The following is an 18,228-nucleotide window of genomic DNA, read 5'->3' on the forward strand; positions in this document are numbered from 1 at the left end:
TCCGGGTCCGTGAGGTTGGTTTCACAGGCCCTTTCGCGGGCACGCCCGCTCCCACAGGTCCATCACAGCCTTCAAGCGCTGCGCAATACCTGTGGGAGCGGGCGTGCCCGCGAATTGGGCCTGTCAGGCCGGCTCGGCTTCCAGCGCCACCATCGCCTCCCGGTACCGCGCCAGCTCTTCAATGGTGAGCACCGGCAGATTGTACTGCCGCGCGTACACCGCCACCTGTTCGCCACGGGCCATGGTCCCGTCCGGGTTCATCAGTTCGCACAGCACCGCCGCCGGGCGCAGGCCGGCAAGGCGGGCCAGGTCCACCGAACCTTCGGTATGCCCGCGGCGGGTCAGCACGCCGCCATTGCGCGCACGCAGCGGGAACACATGCCCCGGGCTGACGATATGACGCTGTTCGGCGCTGGAACGCAGTGCCGCAGCAATGGTGGTGAGGCGGTCCTGGGCAGAAACCCCGGTGGTGATCCCTTCGGCCGCCTCGATGGTGACGGTGAAGCCGGTGCCATGGCGGGCCTGGTTGTTCTGCACCATGGGCGCCAGTTGCAACGCATCGACGGTGGCTTCGTCCAGGCACAGGCAGACGATACCGCTGCAATCGCGAATCATCATGGCCATGGTTTGCAGCGTAATGTTTTCGGCGGCGGCAATGATGTCCGCCTCGTCTTCGCGGTCGTCATCGTCCAGCAACAGGACAGGGCGCCCAGCCTTGAAGGCGGCGATGGCGGCGGAAACATTGGGGTAGTGCGCGTGGTGCTGGGTGGACATGAAACGCTCCTCGTGAATGATCGATGAACGTCTCGGGGCGAACAAAATGCGTGCGCAGGGGCGCCCGGATGGCCCCCGCCTGACGCCTTCTTTCATCCGGACTATGACCGTCGGCTCTGGAGTTGCACCAGATCTGCTGACCCCCGGCATGGCCGGGGCGCTCGCGGGCTCATCTTTCGATTTACCGCCGGTGGGGACTTTCACCCCGCCCTGAAGACCGCCACAGCATACCGCACGTGGCCACCCCGCTGGCAAGCCGCGGTTCTACGACCTTTGGCGGTAGCGTGGGGCGGGCGTTGTGGAAGGTGCTGACAGGCTTACCGCGACATCCCTTCAATCACCTGCTTCAGCGAAGCCGGCAACATAGGCCCATGCCCCAACCCGGCAAACCGCTCGAAACGAACCTGCAAGCCTGGCACCCTGGCCAGGCTTGCCACCAGCTCACGCGCCGGCCGCTCGACATCGCCTTGCACCTGCGTGCGCGGGTTCGCCGGCTCTTCACTGCCACGCATCAGCAACAGCCGCGGCCGGCTGCTTCCCAGGCGCTGCTCGAGCCCCTGTGCCTCACCCACGATCGCGCCGTCGTGCCACCATAGCGAAGGGCTGGCAGCCGCATAGTCGCTGAATGACCAAGGCCGGGTGAAAAGCGCATGCAAAACGGCCAGCCCGCCATAGGAATGCCCCCACAATGTCTGCCGTTGCAGGTCGATCGGTGCCACATCTGCCACCATCGCCCGCATGCGCCCGGTCAGCAGGTCCAGGAAAACGTCGGCACCGCCACTGGGCGCTCCGGTCAGTGGGTCAAGCTGTTCAGCCTGGCCAGGCACCGCCGGGGTGTAATCCCGGGTGCGCCCGGCACGGTCGATACGCTGCTCGGTCTGGTACCCCACCGCCACCAGCAATGGTGCCTGCCCTGCGGCAAGCCGGCCCAGCTGCTGGCCATCCAGTGCGCCCAGCGCGGCATTGCCATCGAGCATCCACAGCACCGGGTAGCCCGCCGCTGGCGCCGGCTGGTTCGGTTTGCCGACCCACAGCCGGTAATGCCGCTGGCCGTCGGCCGAGTCCAGGTCGAGCTGAGTGAAGCGGTAGGCCAGGTCATGGCGCTGCAGCAGTGAGGTGTCCATCTTCTGCTCATGGTCGGGCTGCGCAAGGGCAACATGAGCAGCAAGCGGCTGTGCCAGGCACAGTGCCATCGTCACGGCCAGGGTCAACTTGCTCATCAGGCATCTCTTCAGGGCTTTGCAGGCGCGCAAAGCGGGAACAGCAAGATGATAATCAGTCCTGATTGAGGGTAAAGCGCATTAACTTTCTAAACAGTCCCGGGCCGCCGGCAAGGTCATGTGCAGGCACAGGCCTGGGTGGCCATTGCTGGCCCACAAGCGGCCACCCTGCAGTTCGATGGCGCGGCGGGCGATGGCCAGGCCCAGGCCAAAGCCAGCGCCACTTTCGGTCAGCCGCTGGTAAGGCTGGAAGATGCGCTCCAGGTCGGCGTGCGCGACCCCCGGCCCCTGGTCACTCAGGCGCAGGTGCCAGTAATCCCCCTCGCGCCAGCCATCCAGGCTGACCCGGCCTTCGGCGGGCGAGTGGCGAACGGCATTGCGGATCAGGTTTTCCAGGGCCTGGGCCAGGCTGTCGAGGTTGGCCTGCACCCGGCACGCGGTGCCCAGCGAACAAGGCAGGCGGCTTGGCGCCCAGCCACTTTCGAAACAGACGTCCTGGCACAAGGCTTCCCAGACGGCCACCATCAGCACCGGCTCGGTCGGCAGGCTGGGCTGTTCGGTGTCCAGCCAGGCCAGGTCCAGGGTGTCCTCCAGCAGCTTTTGCATGTCGGCGACTTCGCGGTCCAGGCGCTCGCGCAACTGCGGCGGCGGCAAGTCGCTGTCATGGGCGATGCGCAGCCGCGCCAACGGCGTGCGCAGCTCGTGGGACAGCGTACGCAGCAGCAGGCGCTGTTGCTCCAGGCTCTGGCGCAGGCGTACCGCCATGTGCTCGAAGGCTTGGGCCAGCTCACCCAGCTCATCGCGGCGCTCCTGCAACGGCAGCGCGGGGCTGTCGAGGTCGTCGGCCCGCAAGGCGTCGGCCCGGTCCCGCAGGCGGTTCAGGGGAACTACCAGATGGCGGTACAGGGCCAGGCCCAGCAACAGGGCAAGCAGGGTGGGGGCGACCCCATGGGTGATCAGGTGGGTCCAGGGCGTAAGGCCAGTGGGTAGCAGGCGTTCGGGTAATTGCATCACCAGCCGGCCGTTTTCGGGGTGTTGCGGGAACGCGATGCTGACGTACGGCAGTTCGTCCTGCAGGCGCCGGCTCATGGGCCAGTTCAGCTTGCGCATGAAGGTAAGGTGGCTGGCCTCCTCGGCGCTCAGTGGCGTGATGCCCAGGCTTTGCAGGTGGGGGCCGATCAAGGCTGCCCAGGTGCCTTCGGTACGTTGCAGCTGCCTGCGCCAGGCTTCGGCGCCCGTGGCGCCGCCTTGGTTCCAGGCGTGTTCGGCCTGTTGCGCGTAGCGCGCCAGGTATTGCTGGTCAGCCGGCGACAGGAAGTAGGTACTGCGTTCCACCGACAGCCCCCAGGTCCAGATCAGCCAGGTCAGCAGCAGACAGAAACCGACCTGCAACAGCGCCAGTTTCCACAGCAGGGGATGCCGCCGCATCAGGGCTGGTCCGTGTCTATCAGGATGTACCCTTGGCCCCTGACCGCCTGGATCTGCAGGTGCTGGGCGCTGATGTCGGCCAGCTTGCGGCGCAAGTTGCACACATGCACATCCAGGCCACGGTCCAGGCGCGTGTAGGCGCGGTGCAGCACGGTCTGGTAGAGGAAAGGTTTGCTCAACGCCTCGCCGGGGTGAGCCCGCAGCGTGGCCAGCAGGCGGAATTCGGATGCGGTCAGCCCGGCAGGCCTGCCCTGGTGAAGGGCGTCCTGGCGTTCATGGTCCAGCATCACTGCCCCCCCATCGGCCCGCAACGCCGGCCCGCGGTCGAGCGCCACGCGCCGCAGCAGGGCATCGACCCGGGCGTCGAGTTCGGCCAGGCTGAACGGCTTGGGCAGGTAATCGTCCGCGCCCCGGGTGAAGCCACTGATGCGATCCTGTTCGGCCCCCAGCGCCGACATCAGCATCACTGGCACCGCTTGCTGGTGGCGCAGTTCGTCCAGCAGGCTGAGGCCGTCGATGCCCGGCAGCATGATGTCCAGCAAAACCAGGTCGAAGCGTGATTGCCGTATGGCATTCAGGGCCTGGCTGCCATTGGCGCAGGCCAGCACCTGAAACCCACGGTTGAGGAAATGGCGTTCCAGGTCCTGGCGCAGGCGTGGGTCGTCTTCGGCAAGGAGCAGTGAGGTGGGCACGTTGAGCCTTGAATGAGAATTCCTATCAGTTAGCCATCATCCCATTGACCGTGGGGCGAGGGCAACGCCGCAATGTGTTAAGAAGGTTAATCATGCTGCACCCCGGTTTTCGCTCCGGTATCTTCCGCAAAAAGCAATTTCTGTCGTTTGCGAGTTATTATCAATTGGGCGAGGGTGTGTCATGAGCGGTTTGAACAGTGTGGGGGGGCCCGCGACGGGTGCGGGGCTGGCTGGTAGTAGGGCTGCTGGCGCCCTTTTCGGTATCGGCACTGGCTGAAACGGTAGCGACGCAGGCGGCCGGTGGTAGCAACTCGCTCGACCTGCCGGCACTGACCATCGAGGGCAACCGCCTGTACGACATGCTGCCTTCGGAGCAAACCGGCGGCTACAGTGTCGATGCTGCAACCGTGGGCACCAAGACCCCGGCGGCGCTCAAGGACATCCCGCAGTCGATCACCGTGTACACCCAGGATTACGTCAAGGATCGCCAATTCGTGCACCTGGATGACCTGGCCAAGTACACCGCCGGCCTGCGGACCCTGACCAACGACAGTGGCCGCTCATCCATCTATGCCCGTGGCTACGAGTACAGCGAGTTCAATATCGACGGGCTACCGGCGCCCATGGCCAGCATCTTCGGTACTGTGCCGTCGTTGGCAGCGTTCGACCGGGTCGAAATCATGCGCGGCCCGGCGGGGCTGTTCAGCAGCACCAGCGAGCTGGGCGGCATCGTGAACATGGTGCGCAAGCGCCCCACCGCCGAGTTCCAGGGCCACGTCGAAGGCAGCTATGGCACATGGGACACCAACCACGAAGAACTCGACCTGAGCGGGCCGCTCGACGATGCGGGTCGTGTGCGTGGGCGCTTCATCGCTTCGCGTGATGACACCAATGGCGAGGTCGACTACAACGCCAACACCAGCAATAGCTACTATGGCGCCCTGGACATCGACCTGAGCGACGCTACTGCCGTGTCGTTCGGCCTGATGCACGAAGTGAAGAACATCACCCCGCATAATGGCTACCCGGCCACCTTGTCGGGTGAGGTGCCCGACTTCAGCCATTCACGCTTCCTCGGGGCCGACTGGAACTACTTCGACGGCAAGACCACCGACCTGGTCGCCGAACTGACCCACCGCTTCGACAACGGCGGTTACGGCCGTATTGCCGCCCGTGGCTCCCACCGCGACACCCAGTACCTGTACGCCTTCACCGCCACCAACGCCACTACCGGTGGCAATTCCGAGCGTGCCAGCGCCCGCGATTTCACGCAGGACACCTACTCGCTGGACGCCAGCTACAGCCAGCCGTTCGAGACCTTCGGCCAAGTCAGCGAGTTCGTGGTCGGCAGCGACTACAAGAACTACGACACCGAGTACCTCAATGGCACGACCAACCTGGGCGCCATCAACGTCAACACCTACTCGCCAAAGCAGTTTGCCAAGCCGTCGCCCAACTACAGCACCGAAACCGGTATGCAGGAAGAGGAATATGGCCTGTACTCCAAGGTTACCTTCCGCCCCGTCGAGCGCCTGGCGCTGATCGCCGGCGGGCGTTTCAGCTGGTACCGCGGTGACTTCTACACCACCACCCTCGGCAGTGGCGCCAGCACCAACGACAGCAAGCGCGTCGACGGCCACTTCACCCCTTACGGCGGCGTGGTCTACGACCTCACCGACACCCACGCGCTGTACGCCAGTTATTCGCAGGTGTTCAAGCCGCAGTCAGCCACCGACAGCAGCGGCCGGGTGCTGAAGCCGCGGGAAGGCGAGCAGTATGAATTCGGCTTGAAAAGCAGCTACTTCGGGGGCGACCTGAACACGCGGTTGTCGGTATTCCGCCTGACCGACAAGCACCGTGCTACCACCCTGTACGACGCCGATGGCGTGGCGACCACCGACTCGGTAGCCGCCGGTAAAACCCGGGTCAAGGGCGCGGAAGTGGAAGTAAGCGGCAAGCTGACGCCGAACTGGGAACTGCTGGCCGGCTACACCTGGATGGAAACCGAAACCGTCAAGGGCGACGCCGAGACCACGTTCTTCATCATGCCGCGCAACCAGGCCTCATTGTGGAGCAAGTACACCATCAGCCAAGGCCCGTTGAACGGCCTGGCAATCGGGGGCGGTATTTCGGCGATGAGCAACTTTTACGCCGAGAACGGTGGCGTGCGCATCGATGCGCCAGGGTATGCCACGGTGGATGCGATGCTGTCGTACCCGGTCACTTCGCAGCTGACCGCCACATTCAACGTCAACAACCTGTTCGACCGCGATTACTTGTCGCGCGTGGGCTCGACGTCGACCTTCAACTTCTATGGGCCGTCGCGCAGCATGATGGTGGGCGCGCGCTATGACTTCTGAGGGTTGCTCTGGCTGAAAGCGCTCTGCCCGGGCGGGCAGGCGAGTATGCGGGGGCATTAAAAAGCCGGCTTGTGGCCGGCTTCTCGGGGACGCTTCCGACTAATTTATGGTAAGCCGCAATCGCCTTAACTGTGTGGCCATCAAGGGCCTGGAAGAGATGGCAGACACCCGTGTGAGATGTCGCCGAGCCCTCTGGACTGCGGCTTGCGCCGGTCGGGGCTGAATGTGCGGCGTAGCATACAAGGGCACGCTCTGGATGCCCAGCAAAAAATGGCACAGGTTGTTTCAACCGGGCCGCTGCTGGCGAAAATACGACCAGTGGAACACCCAGCCAAGCACTTCCAGGCCCTGCGCCTGGCGCTGCGCCGGGGTATAGCGCTCAACCGCATAGTTGCGCCGGTCATGGCTGTGCAGGTACAGCGTGCCATGTTGGCCGAGGCTGAGGGTATTCACCCTCAGCGCGCCGTTGTGCAGCACGGCGTAGGTTTCGCCCTCGAACACCTGGGTCATGCTCACGTCGATCACCAGCACCGCCTCCTGCGGGATCAGCGGCAGCATGTTGCTGTCGGGCATCGTCACGCTGATTGCATCGTCGGCCCGAACCCCCAACCCCTGCAGCGCTTTTGCCGGCAGGCGCAGGTGTTTGCTGGCGACTGGGCTGAGCAGGCCGTCATGCAGTTCGTAGTACGGCACCTTGACCAGCCGGCCATGGTCCACCAGCAGCGGGGACGGCGCGGGCGTGTGCAACTTTCGCGGCCGGGCGTTGCGCAGGATCGGGCTGGGGTGCTTGGGCCCTTCGCCCGTGTGCAGCCAGCGGCGATGCACACAGAACAGGTCGGCCATTTCGTCCAGCCGTGCCAGGGGTACGCCGCGCTTGACCCAATTGTTGACGTGCTGCGGTGTGACGCCGCGTTGGGCAGCGAAATCGGAAGGGGTAAGGCCGCATTCGTGAAGCAGGGCCCTGAGGCGGTCACCGGAGGTCTTCATGCCAGCGAGTGTAGCGGCGCGGTGCCAGCAAGGATATCAACTTGATGTTGACGGGGCTTGTATGAAAAGTGGCTGGTTGTAGGGCACAGCTGTAGGGCTGTGTAGGAGTATTCGCCGAGCACAGCGATTGGCCATAAAAAAACCCCGCCATGGCGGGGTTCTTCCTGCAACCGGTATCAGCCCTTGTAGGCAGCGACCGATTTGGTGATCGCGGCACGGGCAGCGTCAGCGCCTTCCCAGCCTTCGATCTTGACCCACTTGCCCTTCTCGAGGTCTTTGTAGTTGGCAAAGAAGTGCTCGATCTGCTGAATCAGCAGGGCTGGCAGGTCGGTGTATTCCTTCACGTCGACGTACAGCTGCGACAGCTTGTCGTGAGGAACCGCGATGACCTTGGCGTCGCCGCCGCCGTCGTCGGTCATGTTCAGTACGCCAACCGGGCGGGCGCGGATAACCGAGCCTGGGGCGACCGGGTACGGGGTAACGACCAGCACGTCGAGCGGATCACCGTCGTCCGCCAGGGTGTTCGGGATGAAGCCGTAGTTGGCTGGGTAGAACATCGGGGTAGCCATGAAGCGGTCGACGAACAGCGTGTCGCTGTCCTTGTCGATCTCGTATTTGATCGGCGCGTGGTTGGCCGGGATCTCGATGGCGACGTAGATGTCGTTCGGCAGGTCTTTGCCCGCCGGAATCTTGCTGTAGCTCATTGGGCAGTGCCCCCGTGTTTGACCAAAAAAGTGGCGGCGATTATAGGCACATTCTGCCGGGGCATGCCACGCCTGGCCTGATGTGCGGCCGCGTCAGGCGTGGCTTTCGCGGTAGTCGGGGTGCTCGGCCTGAAGCCGGCGCAGGCGCGCCAGCGGGTCTTGCCGGTAGAACAGCGCCAACTGCTGATAGACCAATGGATAGGCCTGATGGAGCAGGTCGGGGGCACTAAAGAAGTATTCGCTGGTGACGGCAAAAAACTCGGCGGGGTTCTCTGCCGCATAGGGGTCGATGGCGGTTTCGGCGTCGGGGTTGGCATCGAGCTGGCGGTTAAGGTCGTCGTAGGCCTGTTGCATGGCGGTGGCCCACTCGGCCACGGGCATGCCGCTGTGCAGCGGCGGCAGGCCGTTGGCATCGCCATTGAGCATGTCGAGCTTGTGCGCCAGTTCGTGGATGACCAGGTTGTAGGCCTCCCAGCCGCCACTGGCCAGTACGCCGTTCCAGGCCAGGATGATCGGGCCCTGCTGCCAGGCCTCGCCACTGTGCTCGCCGTCCCACACGTGCTCCACGCCACTGGCATCGCGGTGGCGCTGCGGGCTCTTGAAGTCGTCGGGGTAGAGCACGATTTCGTGAAAGCCCTGGTACCAGTTCAGTTCGCCCAGGTGCAGCAGTGGCAGTTGCGCCTGGGCGGCGAGCAGCAGCCGCTGCTGGTCGCCCAGTTCAACGCCCGGCAGGCACGTGAGGTGCTTGTCGAGCAGGAACAGGATGCAGGCTTCGCGCAGCCAGTGGTCTTCTTCGTCGGTGATGCCGTCCAGCATCGGCAGGCATTCGCGTACGGCCTGCCATTGCTGTGGCGTGATCGGGTAGCGTGCCAAGGCCCGCTTGCGCCGCCAGGCGCGGAAAGACCACATGCTGGCCGGTCAGTGCGCCTTGGCTGCGCGGCCCAGGCGGGTACGCAGCAGGCCGAGGATCATCGGTACCAACGACAGGATGATGATGCCCACCACCATCAGCGACAGGTGTTGCTTGATGAACGGCACGTTACCGAAGAAGTAGCCCAAGGTGACCAGGCCACCTACCCACAGCAACGAGCCGGCCACGCTGAAGCCCAGGAAGCGCGGGTAATGCATGTGGGCAATACCGGCCACGAATGGGGCGAAGGTGCGCAGAATGGGCAGGAAGCGCGCCATGGTCACGGTCTTGCCGCCGTGGCGCTCGTAGAAGTCGTGGGTCCGCTGCAGGTAATCGCGACGGAAGATCTTCGAATTGGGGTTGTTGAACAAACGTTCGCCTGCCGTGCGCCCGATCACGTAGTTGGTGCTGTCGCCCATGATTGCAGCAGCCATCAGCAGGCCGGCCAGCAAGACGGGGTCCATGCCGCCGCCTGCGGCTACGGCGCCGGCGATGAACAGCAACGAATCGCCCGGCAGGAAGGGCATCACCACCAGCCCGGTTTCACAGAAAATCACGGTAAACAGGATGGCGTAGATCCAGGGGCCGTAATTGGTGACCAGCAAATCGAGGTAGGCATCGAGATGCAGGATAAGGTCGAGCGGGTTGAAATCCATGTACAGCACCTGTGTTCTTGGGCGTAGGCTCGGTTTACCGGCGGATGGGTAAATTTTCACACATGACAGGTGGGCCATTATACGGCTAAGTGACGATCATGCCCGGGGAGTTTGTAGCGGGGGGTTACTGCACGCGGTAGTGCCGTATCCGCCCCTGGGCGGGCTTGCCCGCGCAGGGGCGGACGCAGGTCAATCCTGGTTGATGGACAGGATGTAGCTCTTGAACTCGGTATCTTCACGAAAACCGATGGACTCGTAGGTCTTGTGCGCCGTCTCATTGTTGCTGCTTGTGGACACCCGCATGCGCACGGCGTTGGTTTCCTTGGCCATTTTCTTCGCTTCGCGCATCAGGTGGTCGGCTACCAGCATGCGCCGGGAGTCTTCGGCCACGTAGATATCGTTGAGAATCCATACCCGCTTCAGCGACAGCGACGAGTAGCTCGGGTACAGCTGGCAGAAGCCCAGCAGCTTGTTGTCGTCATCATCGGGGAGCGCCAGGTAGATCACCGATTCGTCCCGCTGCAGGCGTTTTTCCAGGAAGCTGCGCGAGCTGTCGGGATAGGGCAGTTGCCCATAGAATTCACGGTATTTGACGAACATAGGCGTCAACAGGTCGAGGTGTTCCAGTTTTGCCTTGATGATGCGCATGTGCGGCCCTCAGAGTCCATTAGGGAAAACAGCGGATTGCCAGCAGCTTCGAGGGCATGCTGCCCCAAGCCCGGCCCGCGGCGCAATCCGCTTTGCATGACAGGGTGTTCAGCCCTCGCCAAGCAGGAAGTTGCCTCGCTGCGCGGGGCCATGTTCGCTGTCGATGCTATGGACCTCGGCTTCGTCCTTCAGATTCACCCCCGACAGCTGGCGCCGGCAGGCTTCACGCATCAGGTACAGCAGGCGGTGTGCGGCCATGCCATAACTCAAGCCCTCCAGGCGTACGTTGGAAATGCAGTTGCGGTAGGCATCGGTCAGGCCGATCTTTGGCGCATAGGTGAAATACAGCCCCAAGCTGTCGGGCGAACTGAGCCCGGGCCGCTCGCCGATCAGCATCACTGTCATGCGCGCGCCCAGCAGTTCACCCACCTCATCGGCCACTGCCACGCGGCCCTGCTGCACCAGCACCACCGGTGCGCTGGTCCAGCCGTCGGCGGCGGCCTGTTCCTCGAACCGGCTCAGCAACGGCAGGGTATGCCGGTGTACGGCAAGCGCCGACAGGCCATCGGCAACCACGATGGCCAGGTCGACCCCACCTGGGTTGGCCTGGGCATGCTGGCGCAGGGTGGCGACCGATGCTTCGTTCAGGCGCCGGCCCAGGTCGGGCCGTTGCAGATATTCGTGGCGGTCGCTGGCGGCGCTGTGCAGCACCAGGCTTTCGCGGCCGCGTTCAGCCAGCTGGGTAGCCAGGCCAGCGTGGTCGAACGCCAGGTGCACGGCATCACGGGCCTGGGCATGGGCGAACTGGAAGTCCAGTTGCGCCCCGGTCGGCAGGCTGGTACCGCTGCGGCCCAGGGCGATACGCGCCGGGGTCAGCGTGCGCAGGGCCAGCCAAGGGTTTTCAGGGGTAGGGGTGCGATGGTCCATGGTGATCCCTATGCAAGCTGTGCCAAGGCCTGGCGGAAGGCCGGCGGCAGGTTGTCACCGAAGCGCACCCGGCCATCGGCCTGGGTGAATATGCCGGTGCGGGCCAGCCATGCCTCGAATTCCGGCCCGGGCTTCAGGCCCAGGGTCTGGCGCGCGTAGAGCGCGTCGTGGAACGAGGTGGTCTGGTAGTTGAGCATGATGTCGTCGGAACCGGGGATACCCATGATGAAGTTGATCCCGGCCACACCCAGCAGGGTCAGCAGGGTGTCCATGTCGTCCTGGTCGGCCTCGGCGTGGTTGGTGTAGCAGATGTCGCAGCCCATCGGCACGCCCAGCAACTTGCCGCAGAAGTGGTCTTCGAGCCCGGCGCGGATGATCTGCTTGCCGTTGTACAGGTACTCCGGGCCAATGAAACCGACCACGGTGTTGACCAGGAACGGCTTGAAGTGGCGGGCCACGGCATAGGCGCGGGTTTCGCAGGTTTGCTGGTCGACCCCGTGGTGTGCATTGGCCGACAGCGCACTGCCCTGGCCGGTTTCGAAGTACATCAGGTTCTGCCCCAGGGTGCCGCGCTTGAGCGAAAGGCCGGCCTCGTAACCCTCCTGCAGTACATTCAGGTTGATGCCGAAGCCGGCATTGGCCGCTTCGGTACCGGCGATGGACTGGAACACCAGGTCCAGCGGCACGCCGCGGTTGATCGCTTCGATGGAGGTGGTGACGTGGGTCAGCACGCAGGACTGGGTGGGTATGTCGTAGCGCTGGATGATGGCATCGAGCATTTCCAGCAGGGCGCAGATCGAGGCAATGCTGTCGGTTGCCGGGTTGATGCCGATCATGGCATCGCCGTTGCCGTACAGCAGGCCGTCGAGAATGCTGGCGGCAATGCCGGCCGGCTCGTCGGTCGGGTGGTTGGGCTGCAGGCGGGTCGACAGGCGCCCGCGCAGGCCCATGGTGCCGCGAAAACGGGTGACCACACGTATTTTTTGCGCCACCAGCACCAGGTCCTGCACGCGCATGATCTTCGATACCGCCGCCGCCATTTCCGGGGTCAGCCCCGGCGCCAGGGCGCGCAGGCTGTCCTCGTTGGCCTCTTCACTCAGCAACCAGTCACGCAGGCCGCCGACGGTGAGGTGGCTGACCGGCGCAAATGCCTGGGCATCGTGGCTGTCGATGATCAGCCGGGTGACCTCGTCGGCTTCGTAGGGGATCAGGGCTTCGTTGAGAAAATGCGTCAGCGGGATATTGGCCAAGGCCATCTGCGCGGCTACGCGCTCGCCGTCGTTGCTTGCCGCAACGCCTGCCAGGTAGTCCCCGGAGCGCGCCGGGCTGGCCTTGGCCATGACATCCTTGAGGCTGTCGAAGCGGTAGACCAGGTGGCCGACCGTGTGTACGAAACTTGCCATACAGAATCTCCAGAGCCGCGGGTTGCCCCGCGGCGGGTGGCGCCGGTCAGTGCAGAGCCTCTTCGGCCTGCTGGATCGCGGCGAATTCCTCTTCCGGGGTGCCCGCTACCAGGTGGTGGCGGCTGTAGAAAGCAAAGTAGGCAATTAATACCGCATAGATCACTGCGGCGCCAATCACCACGCGCGGGTCCACCAGGAAACCGGCGACCACGGCGATGCACGCCAGCACCAGGGCCAGGCCGGAGGTGAAGATGCCGCCAGGGGTACGGTACGGGCGCTCCATCTTCGGCCGGCGGATGCGCAGGGTGATATGCGCGGCCATCATCAGCACGTACGACAGCGTAGCGCCGAACACCGCCACCAGGATCAGCAGGTCGCCCTGGCCAGTCAGCGACAGCGCAAAACCGATGATGCCAGGTATGACCAGGGCCATGACCGGCGCCTTGCTCTTGTTGGTTTCCGACAGCTTGCGCGGCAAATAGCCGGCGCGGGAAAGGGCGAAAATCTGCCGGGAATAGGCGTAGATGATCGAGAAGAAGCTGGCGATCAGGCCGGCCAGGCCGACCAGGTTGACGAAGCTGCCCATCCAGGTAGCGCCGCCGTAGGCTTTGGCCAATGCTTCGACCAGGGGGTTGCCGGAAGCTTTCAGCGCCTCGGAACCCGCGCCGCCAGGGCCGACCACCAGGATCAGCAGGGCAAAGGCCAGCAGCACCAGCATGGCGCCGATTAGGCCGCGTGGCAGGTCACGTTTGGGGTTCTTGGTTTCTTCGGCGGCCAGCGGCACGCCTTCGACGGCGAGAAAGAACCAGATGGCATACGGGATCGCCGCCCATACCCCGACATAGCCGAACGGCAGGAAGCTGCTGGCGCCGACAGCGTCCGTTTTGGCGATGTCGAACAGGTTGGCTGCATCAAAATGGGGCACCATGGCCACCAGGAACACCGCCAGGGCAATGGCGGCGATGGCCGTGATGATGAACATCAACTTCAGTGCTTCGCCCACCCCGAAGATGTGGATGCCGATGAACACCACGTAGAACGCCAGGTAGATCATCCAGCCGCCAATGCCGAACAACGACTGGCAGTAGGCGCCGATGAAGGTCGCGATGGCGGCGGGGGCGATTGCGTATTCGATGAGGATCGCCGTGCCGGTAAGGAAACCGCCCCAGGGGCCGAAGGCGCTGCGGGCAAAGCCGTAGCCACCGCCAGCGGTCGGGATCATCGAGGAAAGCTCGGCCAGCGAGAAGCACATGCACAAGTACATGGTGGCCATCAGCAGGGTCGCGAGGAACATGCCGCCCCAGCCACCCTGGGCCAGGCCGAAGTTCCAGCCGGCGTAGTCGCCGGAAATGACGTAGGCCACCCCCAGGCCGACCAGCAGCACCCAGCCGGCCGCGCCTTTTTTCAATTCACGTTGCTGGAAATAGTCCGAACCGACCTTCTCGAAGTCGACGGAAGAGCCTGCCGGCGAGCCGGCGGATTGATCGCTTGGCATAGTTTCACCTGTTGTTTTTCTTGGTGGGCGGAAGGGGTCCGCGCCGATGGTGATGGGTACTGCAGGAAGCGAGCCAGAGCAGGTCTGGCCTCTTCGCGGGCTTGCCCGCTCCCACAGGTAGTACGCAAGTATGAAATATGCGTGGTCCCTGTGGGAGCGGGCGAGCCCGCGAAGCAGGCGATGCGGTTTAGAAGAAGCCCAGCGGATTGATGTCGTAGCTCACCAGCAGGTTCTTGGTCTGCTGGTAGTGGTCGAGCATCATCTTGTGGGTTTCACGCCCAACCCCGGACTTCTTGTAGCCACCGAACGCGGCATGCGCCGGGTACAGGTGGTAGCAATTGGTCCATACACGGCCAGCCTTGATCCCGCGGCCCATGCGGTAAGCGCGGTTGATGTCGCGGGTCCACACGCCGGCGCCCAGGCCGAACTCGGTGTCGTTGGCAATCGCCAGCGCTTCGGCTTCGTCCTTGAAGGTGGTGACGCTGACCACCGGGCCGAAGATTTCCTCCTGGAACACGCGCATGCGGTTGTTGCCCTTGAGCAGGGTCGGCTGGATGTAGTAACCGGTGGCCAGCGAGCCTTCGAGTTTTTCAACCTTGCCACCGGTCAGCAGCTCGGCACCTTCCTGCTGGGCGATCTCGAGGTACGAGAGGATCTTCTCGAACTGCTGCTGCGAGGCCTGTGCGCCAACCATGGTGTCAGTGTCCAGAGGGTCGCCGCGCTTGATCTGCAGCACCTTCTTCATCACCACTTCCATGAACTGCGGGTAGATCGACTCCTGCACCAGCGCCCGCGATGGGCAGGTGCACACTTCGCCCTGGTTGAAGAAAGCCAGCACCATGCCTTCGGCCGCTTTCTCGATGAAGCTCGGCTCGGCTTGCATGATGTCTTCGAAGTACACGTTCGGCGACTTGCCGCCCAGTTCTACGGTAGACGGGATGATGTTTTCGGCGGCGCATTTCATGATGTGCGAGCCAACCGGGGTAGAGCCGGTGAAGGCAATCTTGGCGATGCGCTTGCTGGTCGCCAGCGCTTCACCTGCTTCGCGGCCATAGCCCTGCACCATGTTGAGCACGCCTTTGGGCAGCAGGTCACCGATCACTTCCAGCAGCACGGTGATGCCCAGCGGGGTCTGTTCCGCCGGCTTGAGCACCACGCAGTTGCCAGCGGCCAGGGCCGGTGCAAGCTTCCAGGCGGCCATCAGGATCGGGAAGTTCCACGGGATGATCTGCCCGACCACGCCCAGCGGTTCGTGGATGTGGTAGGCCACGGTGCCTTCGTTGATTTCGGCGGCGCCACCTTCTTGTGCACGAATGCAGCCAGCGAAATAGCGGAAGTGATCGACCGCTAGCGGAATGTCGGCATTCAGGGTTTCGCGGATCGGTTTGCCGTTGTCCCAGGTTTCGGTAATGGCCAGCAGTTCGAGGTTCTGCTCGATGCGGTCGGCGATTTTCAACAGCACATTGGAGCGGTCCTGCACCGAGGTGCGGCCCCAGGCGTCGGCGGCAGCGTGGGCAGCGTCCAGTGCCTTGTCGATGTCTTCGGCAGTTGAGCGGGGGAATTCGGCAATCGGCTGGCCGTTCACCGGGGACGTGTTGGTGAAGTATTCACCCTTTACCGGAGGAACGAACTCACCACCGATGTAGTTACCGTAGCGGTTCTTGAAGGAAACCTTCGCGCCTTCGGTACCGGGATGTGCGTAACGCATGGTGTGTCTCCTGGCTATTGTGTTTGTTAGGGAGTAAAAAGCGTAGAGCAAAGGTTGGGCCAGCGTGCGCGGCACCCGTAAAATCAATGGCTTGGGCGGGTGTGGCGGACACGTGGCAGCCAGCCTGTGCCGGTTGCGGTACGCCTGGGGGTGACATTTTGTGCCGTTCACGACACGTCACCCGTGGGTGCATTGCAATGCCTTCGCCGGTGGAGGATGCTGGTGACACGCTCTATCTGCGGAGAACTACAACAATGCAGAGCAATCACTTCAGCCGCCATGCCCGGCAGGTCCACACTGTGGCCCATGGTGGTGCTGGCGAGGGCGTCAGCGACCCCTCCATTGCCCGCTCCTGGCTGCGTTGCCTGGAGGACTACCACCTCGACCCAACGGTGATCGAGGCGCCGGTGGTGCTCGAGCACGGGCGCTTGCTGGAAAGCCGCGAGCGCTTGCGCCAGGTGCTGCAGATCGCCGACCACGAAATGAACAGCCTGCACCAGCAGCTCTCCGGGGCCGGCCATGCGGTGTTGCTGACCGATGCCCGCGGGGTGATCCTCAATTGCGTCAGCGCGGCCAGCGAGCGGCGCAGCTTCGAGCATGCCGGGCTGTGGCTGGGCGCCGACTGGAGCGAGGCGCGTGAAGGCACCAATGGCATCGGCACCTGCCTGGTCGAGCGCCAGGCGCTGACCATCCACCAGAACGAGCACTTCCGCGGCCGCCACACCGGGCTGACGTGCTCGGCCAGCCCGGTGTTCGACCCCCATGGCGAGTTGCTGGCGGTGCTCGACGTATCCTCGGCACGCCCCGACGTCTCACGGCAAAGCCAGTTCCATACCATGGCCTTGGTCAACCTGTCGGCCAAGATGATCGAAAGCTGCTACTTTCTGCGCCATTTCGAGCAGCAGTGGCTGCTGCGTTTTCACCTGCAGGCCGAGTCGGTTGGCCTGTTCAGCGAGGGCCTGCTGGCCTTCGACGGTGATGGCCGGATCTGCGCGGCCAACCAGAGCGCCCTGAACCTGCTGGGCAGCGTACGCAGCGGTGTGCTGGGCCAGCCGTTGGAGCGGTTTTTTGCCTGCAGCCACGATGAGCTGTTCGGCCGCGCGACGCCCGGGGGCAGCACGGCCTGGCCGCTGCGCACCCTGGACGGCCGCCAGGTGTTCGCCAGCCTGCGCGGGCAGGCGCGCGCGCCTGTATGGTCGGTGCCCGTGGCCCAGCCGCGGCCTACGCGTGCTGCAGAGCCGCTGGTATGCCTGCTCGACCCGGCGTTGCAGAATGATTTCCGCCGCAGTGTGCGGGTGTTCGAGCGCGATGTGCCACTGCTGCTGCGCGGCGAGACCGGCTGCGGTAAAGAGGCCTTTGCCCAGGCCGTGCACCAGGCCAGTGAGCGCCGCAGCCAACCCTTCGTGGCCATCAACTGTGCCTCGATCCCTGAAAGCCTGATCGAGAGCGAGCTGTTCGGCTACCGCGGTGGCAGCTTCACCGGTGCGCGAAAGGAAGGCATGCGCGGCAAGCTGTTGCAAGCCGACGGTGGCACCTTGCTGTTGGACGAGATCGGTGACATGCCCCTGGCCCTGCAGACACGCCTGCTGCGCGTGCTGGAGGAGCGTCAGGTAGTGCCGATCGGCGGCGAGCCACAGGCAGTGGACGTGCGCATCGTCAGCGCCACCCACCGTGACCTGCTGCAGCGGGTCGAGCAGGGCAGTTTCCGTGAAGACCTGTATTACCGCCTCAACGGCCTGGAAGTGGCATTGCCGGCCGTACGCGAGCGCAGTGACAAGGCGCAGTTGCTGGACTTCCTGCTGCGCCAGGAGGCGCAGGGCCAACTGATCGACATCGAACCGAGGGCGCGCCAGGCGCTGCTGGACTTCGCCTGGCCGGGCAACGTGCGGCAGATGCGCAACGTGCTGCGTACCCTGGTGGCGCTTTGCGAAGGTGGCCGCATCACTTTCTCGGATCTCCCTGCCATTGTGCGCAGCCACACCGGGCCTGTGGGACCGGGCGCGCCCGCGAAGCCGTCTGCCCAGCCGACACAAGGCGAGGGCGTTGCCCCGGTTCGCGGGCTCGCCCGCTCCCACAGGTCCGACAATGGACCAGGTGAGGGTACCGAGGTGTTGCAGGACGCAGAACGGCAAGCACTCATTGAGGTGCTGCAGGCAAAACACTGGCACCTCACCCGTGTCGCCGAACACTTGGGCATCAGCCGCAATACCTTGTATCGAAAACTGCGCAAACACGGCATCACCCGGGGCGACTGAGCGAAACAGCGGGTGCGATTTGTCGCGCCCTGGGCTACCCTGCCTCGATGTTTTGCGAGGT

General features: G+C 64.1%; 15 protein-coding genes and 1 riboswitch. Of the genes, 2 read left to right on the top strand and 13 right to left on the bottom strand.

Annotated features, from left to right (window positions below):
- Positions 1-123: 123 nt before the first annotated feature.
- The 4 genes from ribB to K4A76_RS02610 form a co-directional block, all read right to left on the bottom strand.
- On the bottom strand, positions 124-774 hold the full coding sequence (ribB, locus tag K4A76_RS02595; protein WP_054913680.1) for a 3,4-dihydroxy-2-butanone-4-phosphate synthase: 651 nt from the start codon (positions 772-774) through the stop codon (positions 124-126).
- A gap of 80 nt (positions 775-854) precedes the next feature.
- Positions 855-996, bottom strand: a riboswitch (FMN riboswitch).
- Between the two features lie 95 nt (positions 997-1,091).
- Positions 1,092-1,994 (bottom strand): alpha/beta hydrolase, encoded by a 903-nt coding sequence (locus K4A76_RS02600; RefSeq protein ID WP_182390321.1) that lies wholly within the window; start codon positions 1,992-1,994, stop codon positions 1,092-1,094.
- Between the two features lie 81 nt (positions 1,995-2,075).
- On the bottom strand, positions 2,076-3,422 hold the full coding sequence (locus K4A76_RS02605) for a HAMP domain-containing sensor histidine kinase (RefSeq protein WP_274411468.1): 1,347 nt from the start codon (positions 3,420-3,422) through the stop codon (positions 2,076-2,078).
- Positions 3,422-4,114 (bottom strand): response regulator transcription factor, encoded by a 693-nt coding sequence (locus K4A76_RS02610; protein WP_029886276.1) that lies wholly within the window; start codon positions 4,112-4,114, stop codon positions 3,422-3,424. The genes K4A76_RS02605 and K4A76_RS02610 overlap by 1 nt, the downstream gene beginning before the upstream one ends.
- Positions 4,115-4,332: 218 nt before the next feature.
- Here K4A76_RS02610 and K4A76_RS02615 point away from each other — a divergent pair, with 218 nt between their 5' ends.
- A complete protein-coding gene (locus K4A76_RS02615) occupies positions 4,333-6,474 on the top strand; it encodes a TonB-dependent siderophore receptor (protein WP_274411469.1) in 2,142 nt (713 codons plus the stop codon).
- 285 nt (positions 6,475-6,759) lie between these two features.
- Here K4A76_RS02615 and K4A76_RS02620 read toward each other — a convergent pair whose 3' ends face one another.
- The 9 genes from K4A76_RS02620 to exaC all read right to left on the bottom strand — a co-directional run bounded on the left by K4A76_RS02620 (position 6,760) and on the right by exaC (position 15,912).
- The gene (locus tag K4A76_RS02620) at positions 6,760-7,461 is read right to left on the bottom strand and encodes an XRE family transcriptional regulator (protein WP_274411470.1); all 702 of its coding nucleotides are present in this window, start codon (positions 7,459-7,461) and stop codon (positions 6,760-6,762) included.
- Positions 7,462-7,637: 176 nt separating this feature from the next.
- The gene (gene ppa / locus K4A76_RS02625) at positions 7,638-8,165 is read right to left on the bottom strand and encodes an inorganic diphosphatase (RefSeq protein ID WP_003255365.1); all 528 of its coding nucleotides are present in this window, start codon (positions 8,163-8,165) and stop codon (positions 7,638-7,640) included.
- A gap of 93 nt (positions 8,166-8,258) precedes the next feature.
- Complete coding sequence (locus tag K4A76_RS02630) at positions 8,259-9,074, bottom strand: zinc-dependent peptidase (protein ID WP_029886279.1); 816 nt, start codon at positions 9,072-9,074, stop codon at positions 8,259-8,261.
- A 9-nt stretch (positions 9,075-9,083) separates the two neighbouring features.
- The gene (locus K4A76_RS02635) at positions 9,084-9,731 is read right to left on the bottom strand and encodes a DedA family protein (protein WP_009685738.1); all 648 of its coding nucleotides are present in this window, start codon (positions 9,729-9,731) and stop codon (positions 9,084-9,086) included.
- 189 nt (positions 9,732-9,920) lie between these two features.
- The gene (locus K4A76_RS02640) at positions 9,921-10,379 is read right to left on the bottom strand and encodes a GNAT family N-acetyltransferase (protein ID WP_054913673.1); all 459 of its coding nucleotides are present in this window, start codon (positions 10,377-10,379) and stop codon (positions 9,921-9,923) included.
- Positions 10,380-10,487: 108 nt separating this feature from the next.
- Positions 10,488-11,306, bottom strand: coding sequence for an ethanolamine ammonia-lyase subunit EutC (gene eutC / locus K4A76_RS02645; RefSeq protein WP_274411471.1), 819 nt, complete (start codon positions 11,304-11,306; stop codon positions 10,488-10,490).
- Positions 11,307-11,314: 8 nt separating this feature from the next.
- Complete coding sequence (locus K4A76_RS02650; RefSeq protein WP_274411472.1) at positions 11,315-12,709, bottom strand: ethanolamine ammonia-lyase subunit EutB; 1,395 nt, start codon at positions 12,707-12,709, stop codon at positions 11,315-11,317.
- Positions 12,710-12,755: 46 nt separating this feature from the next.
- Positions 12,756-14,204 (bottom strand): ethanolamine permease, encoded by a 1,449-nt coding sequence (gene eat / locus K4A76_RS02655; protein WP_009685742.1) that lies wholly within the window; start codon positions 14,202-14,204, stop codon positions 12,756-12,758.
- 187 nt (positions 14,205-14,391) lie between these two features.
- Positions 14,392-15,912: an acetaldehyde dehydrogenase ExaC gene (gene exaC / locus K4A76_RS02660; RefSeq protein ID WP_274411473.1), complete on the bottom strand. Its 1,521-nt coding sequence runs from the start codon at positions 15,910-15,912 to the stop codon at positions 14,392-14,394.
- 254 nt (positions 15,913-16,166) lie between these two features.
- Between exaC and K4A76_RS02665 the strand changes: the two genes are divergently transcribed.
- Positions 16,167-18,167: a sigma-54-dependent Fis family transcriptional regulator gene (locus K4A76_RS02665; protein ID WP_274411474.1), complete on the top strand. Its 2,001-nt coding sequence runs from the start codon at positions 16,167-16,169 to the stop codon at positions 18,165-18,167.
- Positions 18,168-18,228: the final 61 nt, after the last annotated feature.

The organism is Pseudomonas sp. NEEL19, assembly GCF_028751975.1.
GTDB classification, from domain to species: Bacteria; Pseudomonadota; Gammaproteobacteria; order Pseudomonadales; family Pseudomonadaceae; genus Aquipseudomonas; species Aquipseudomonas juntendi.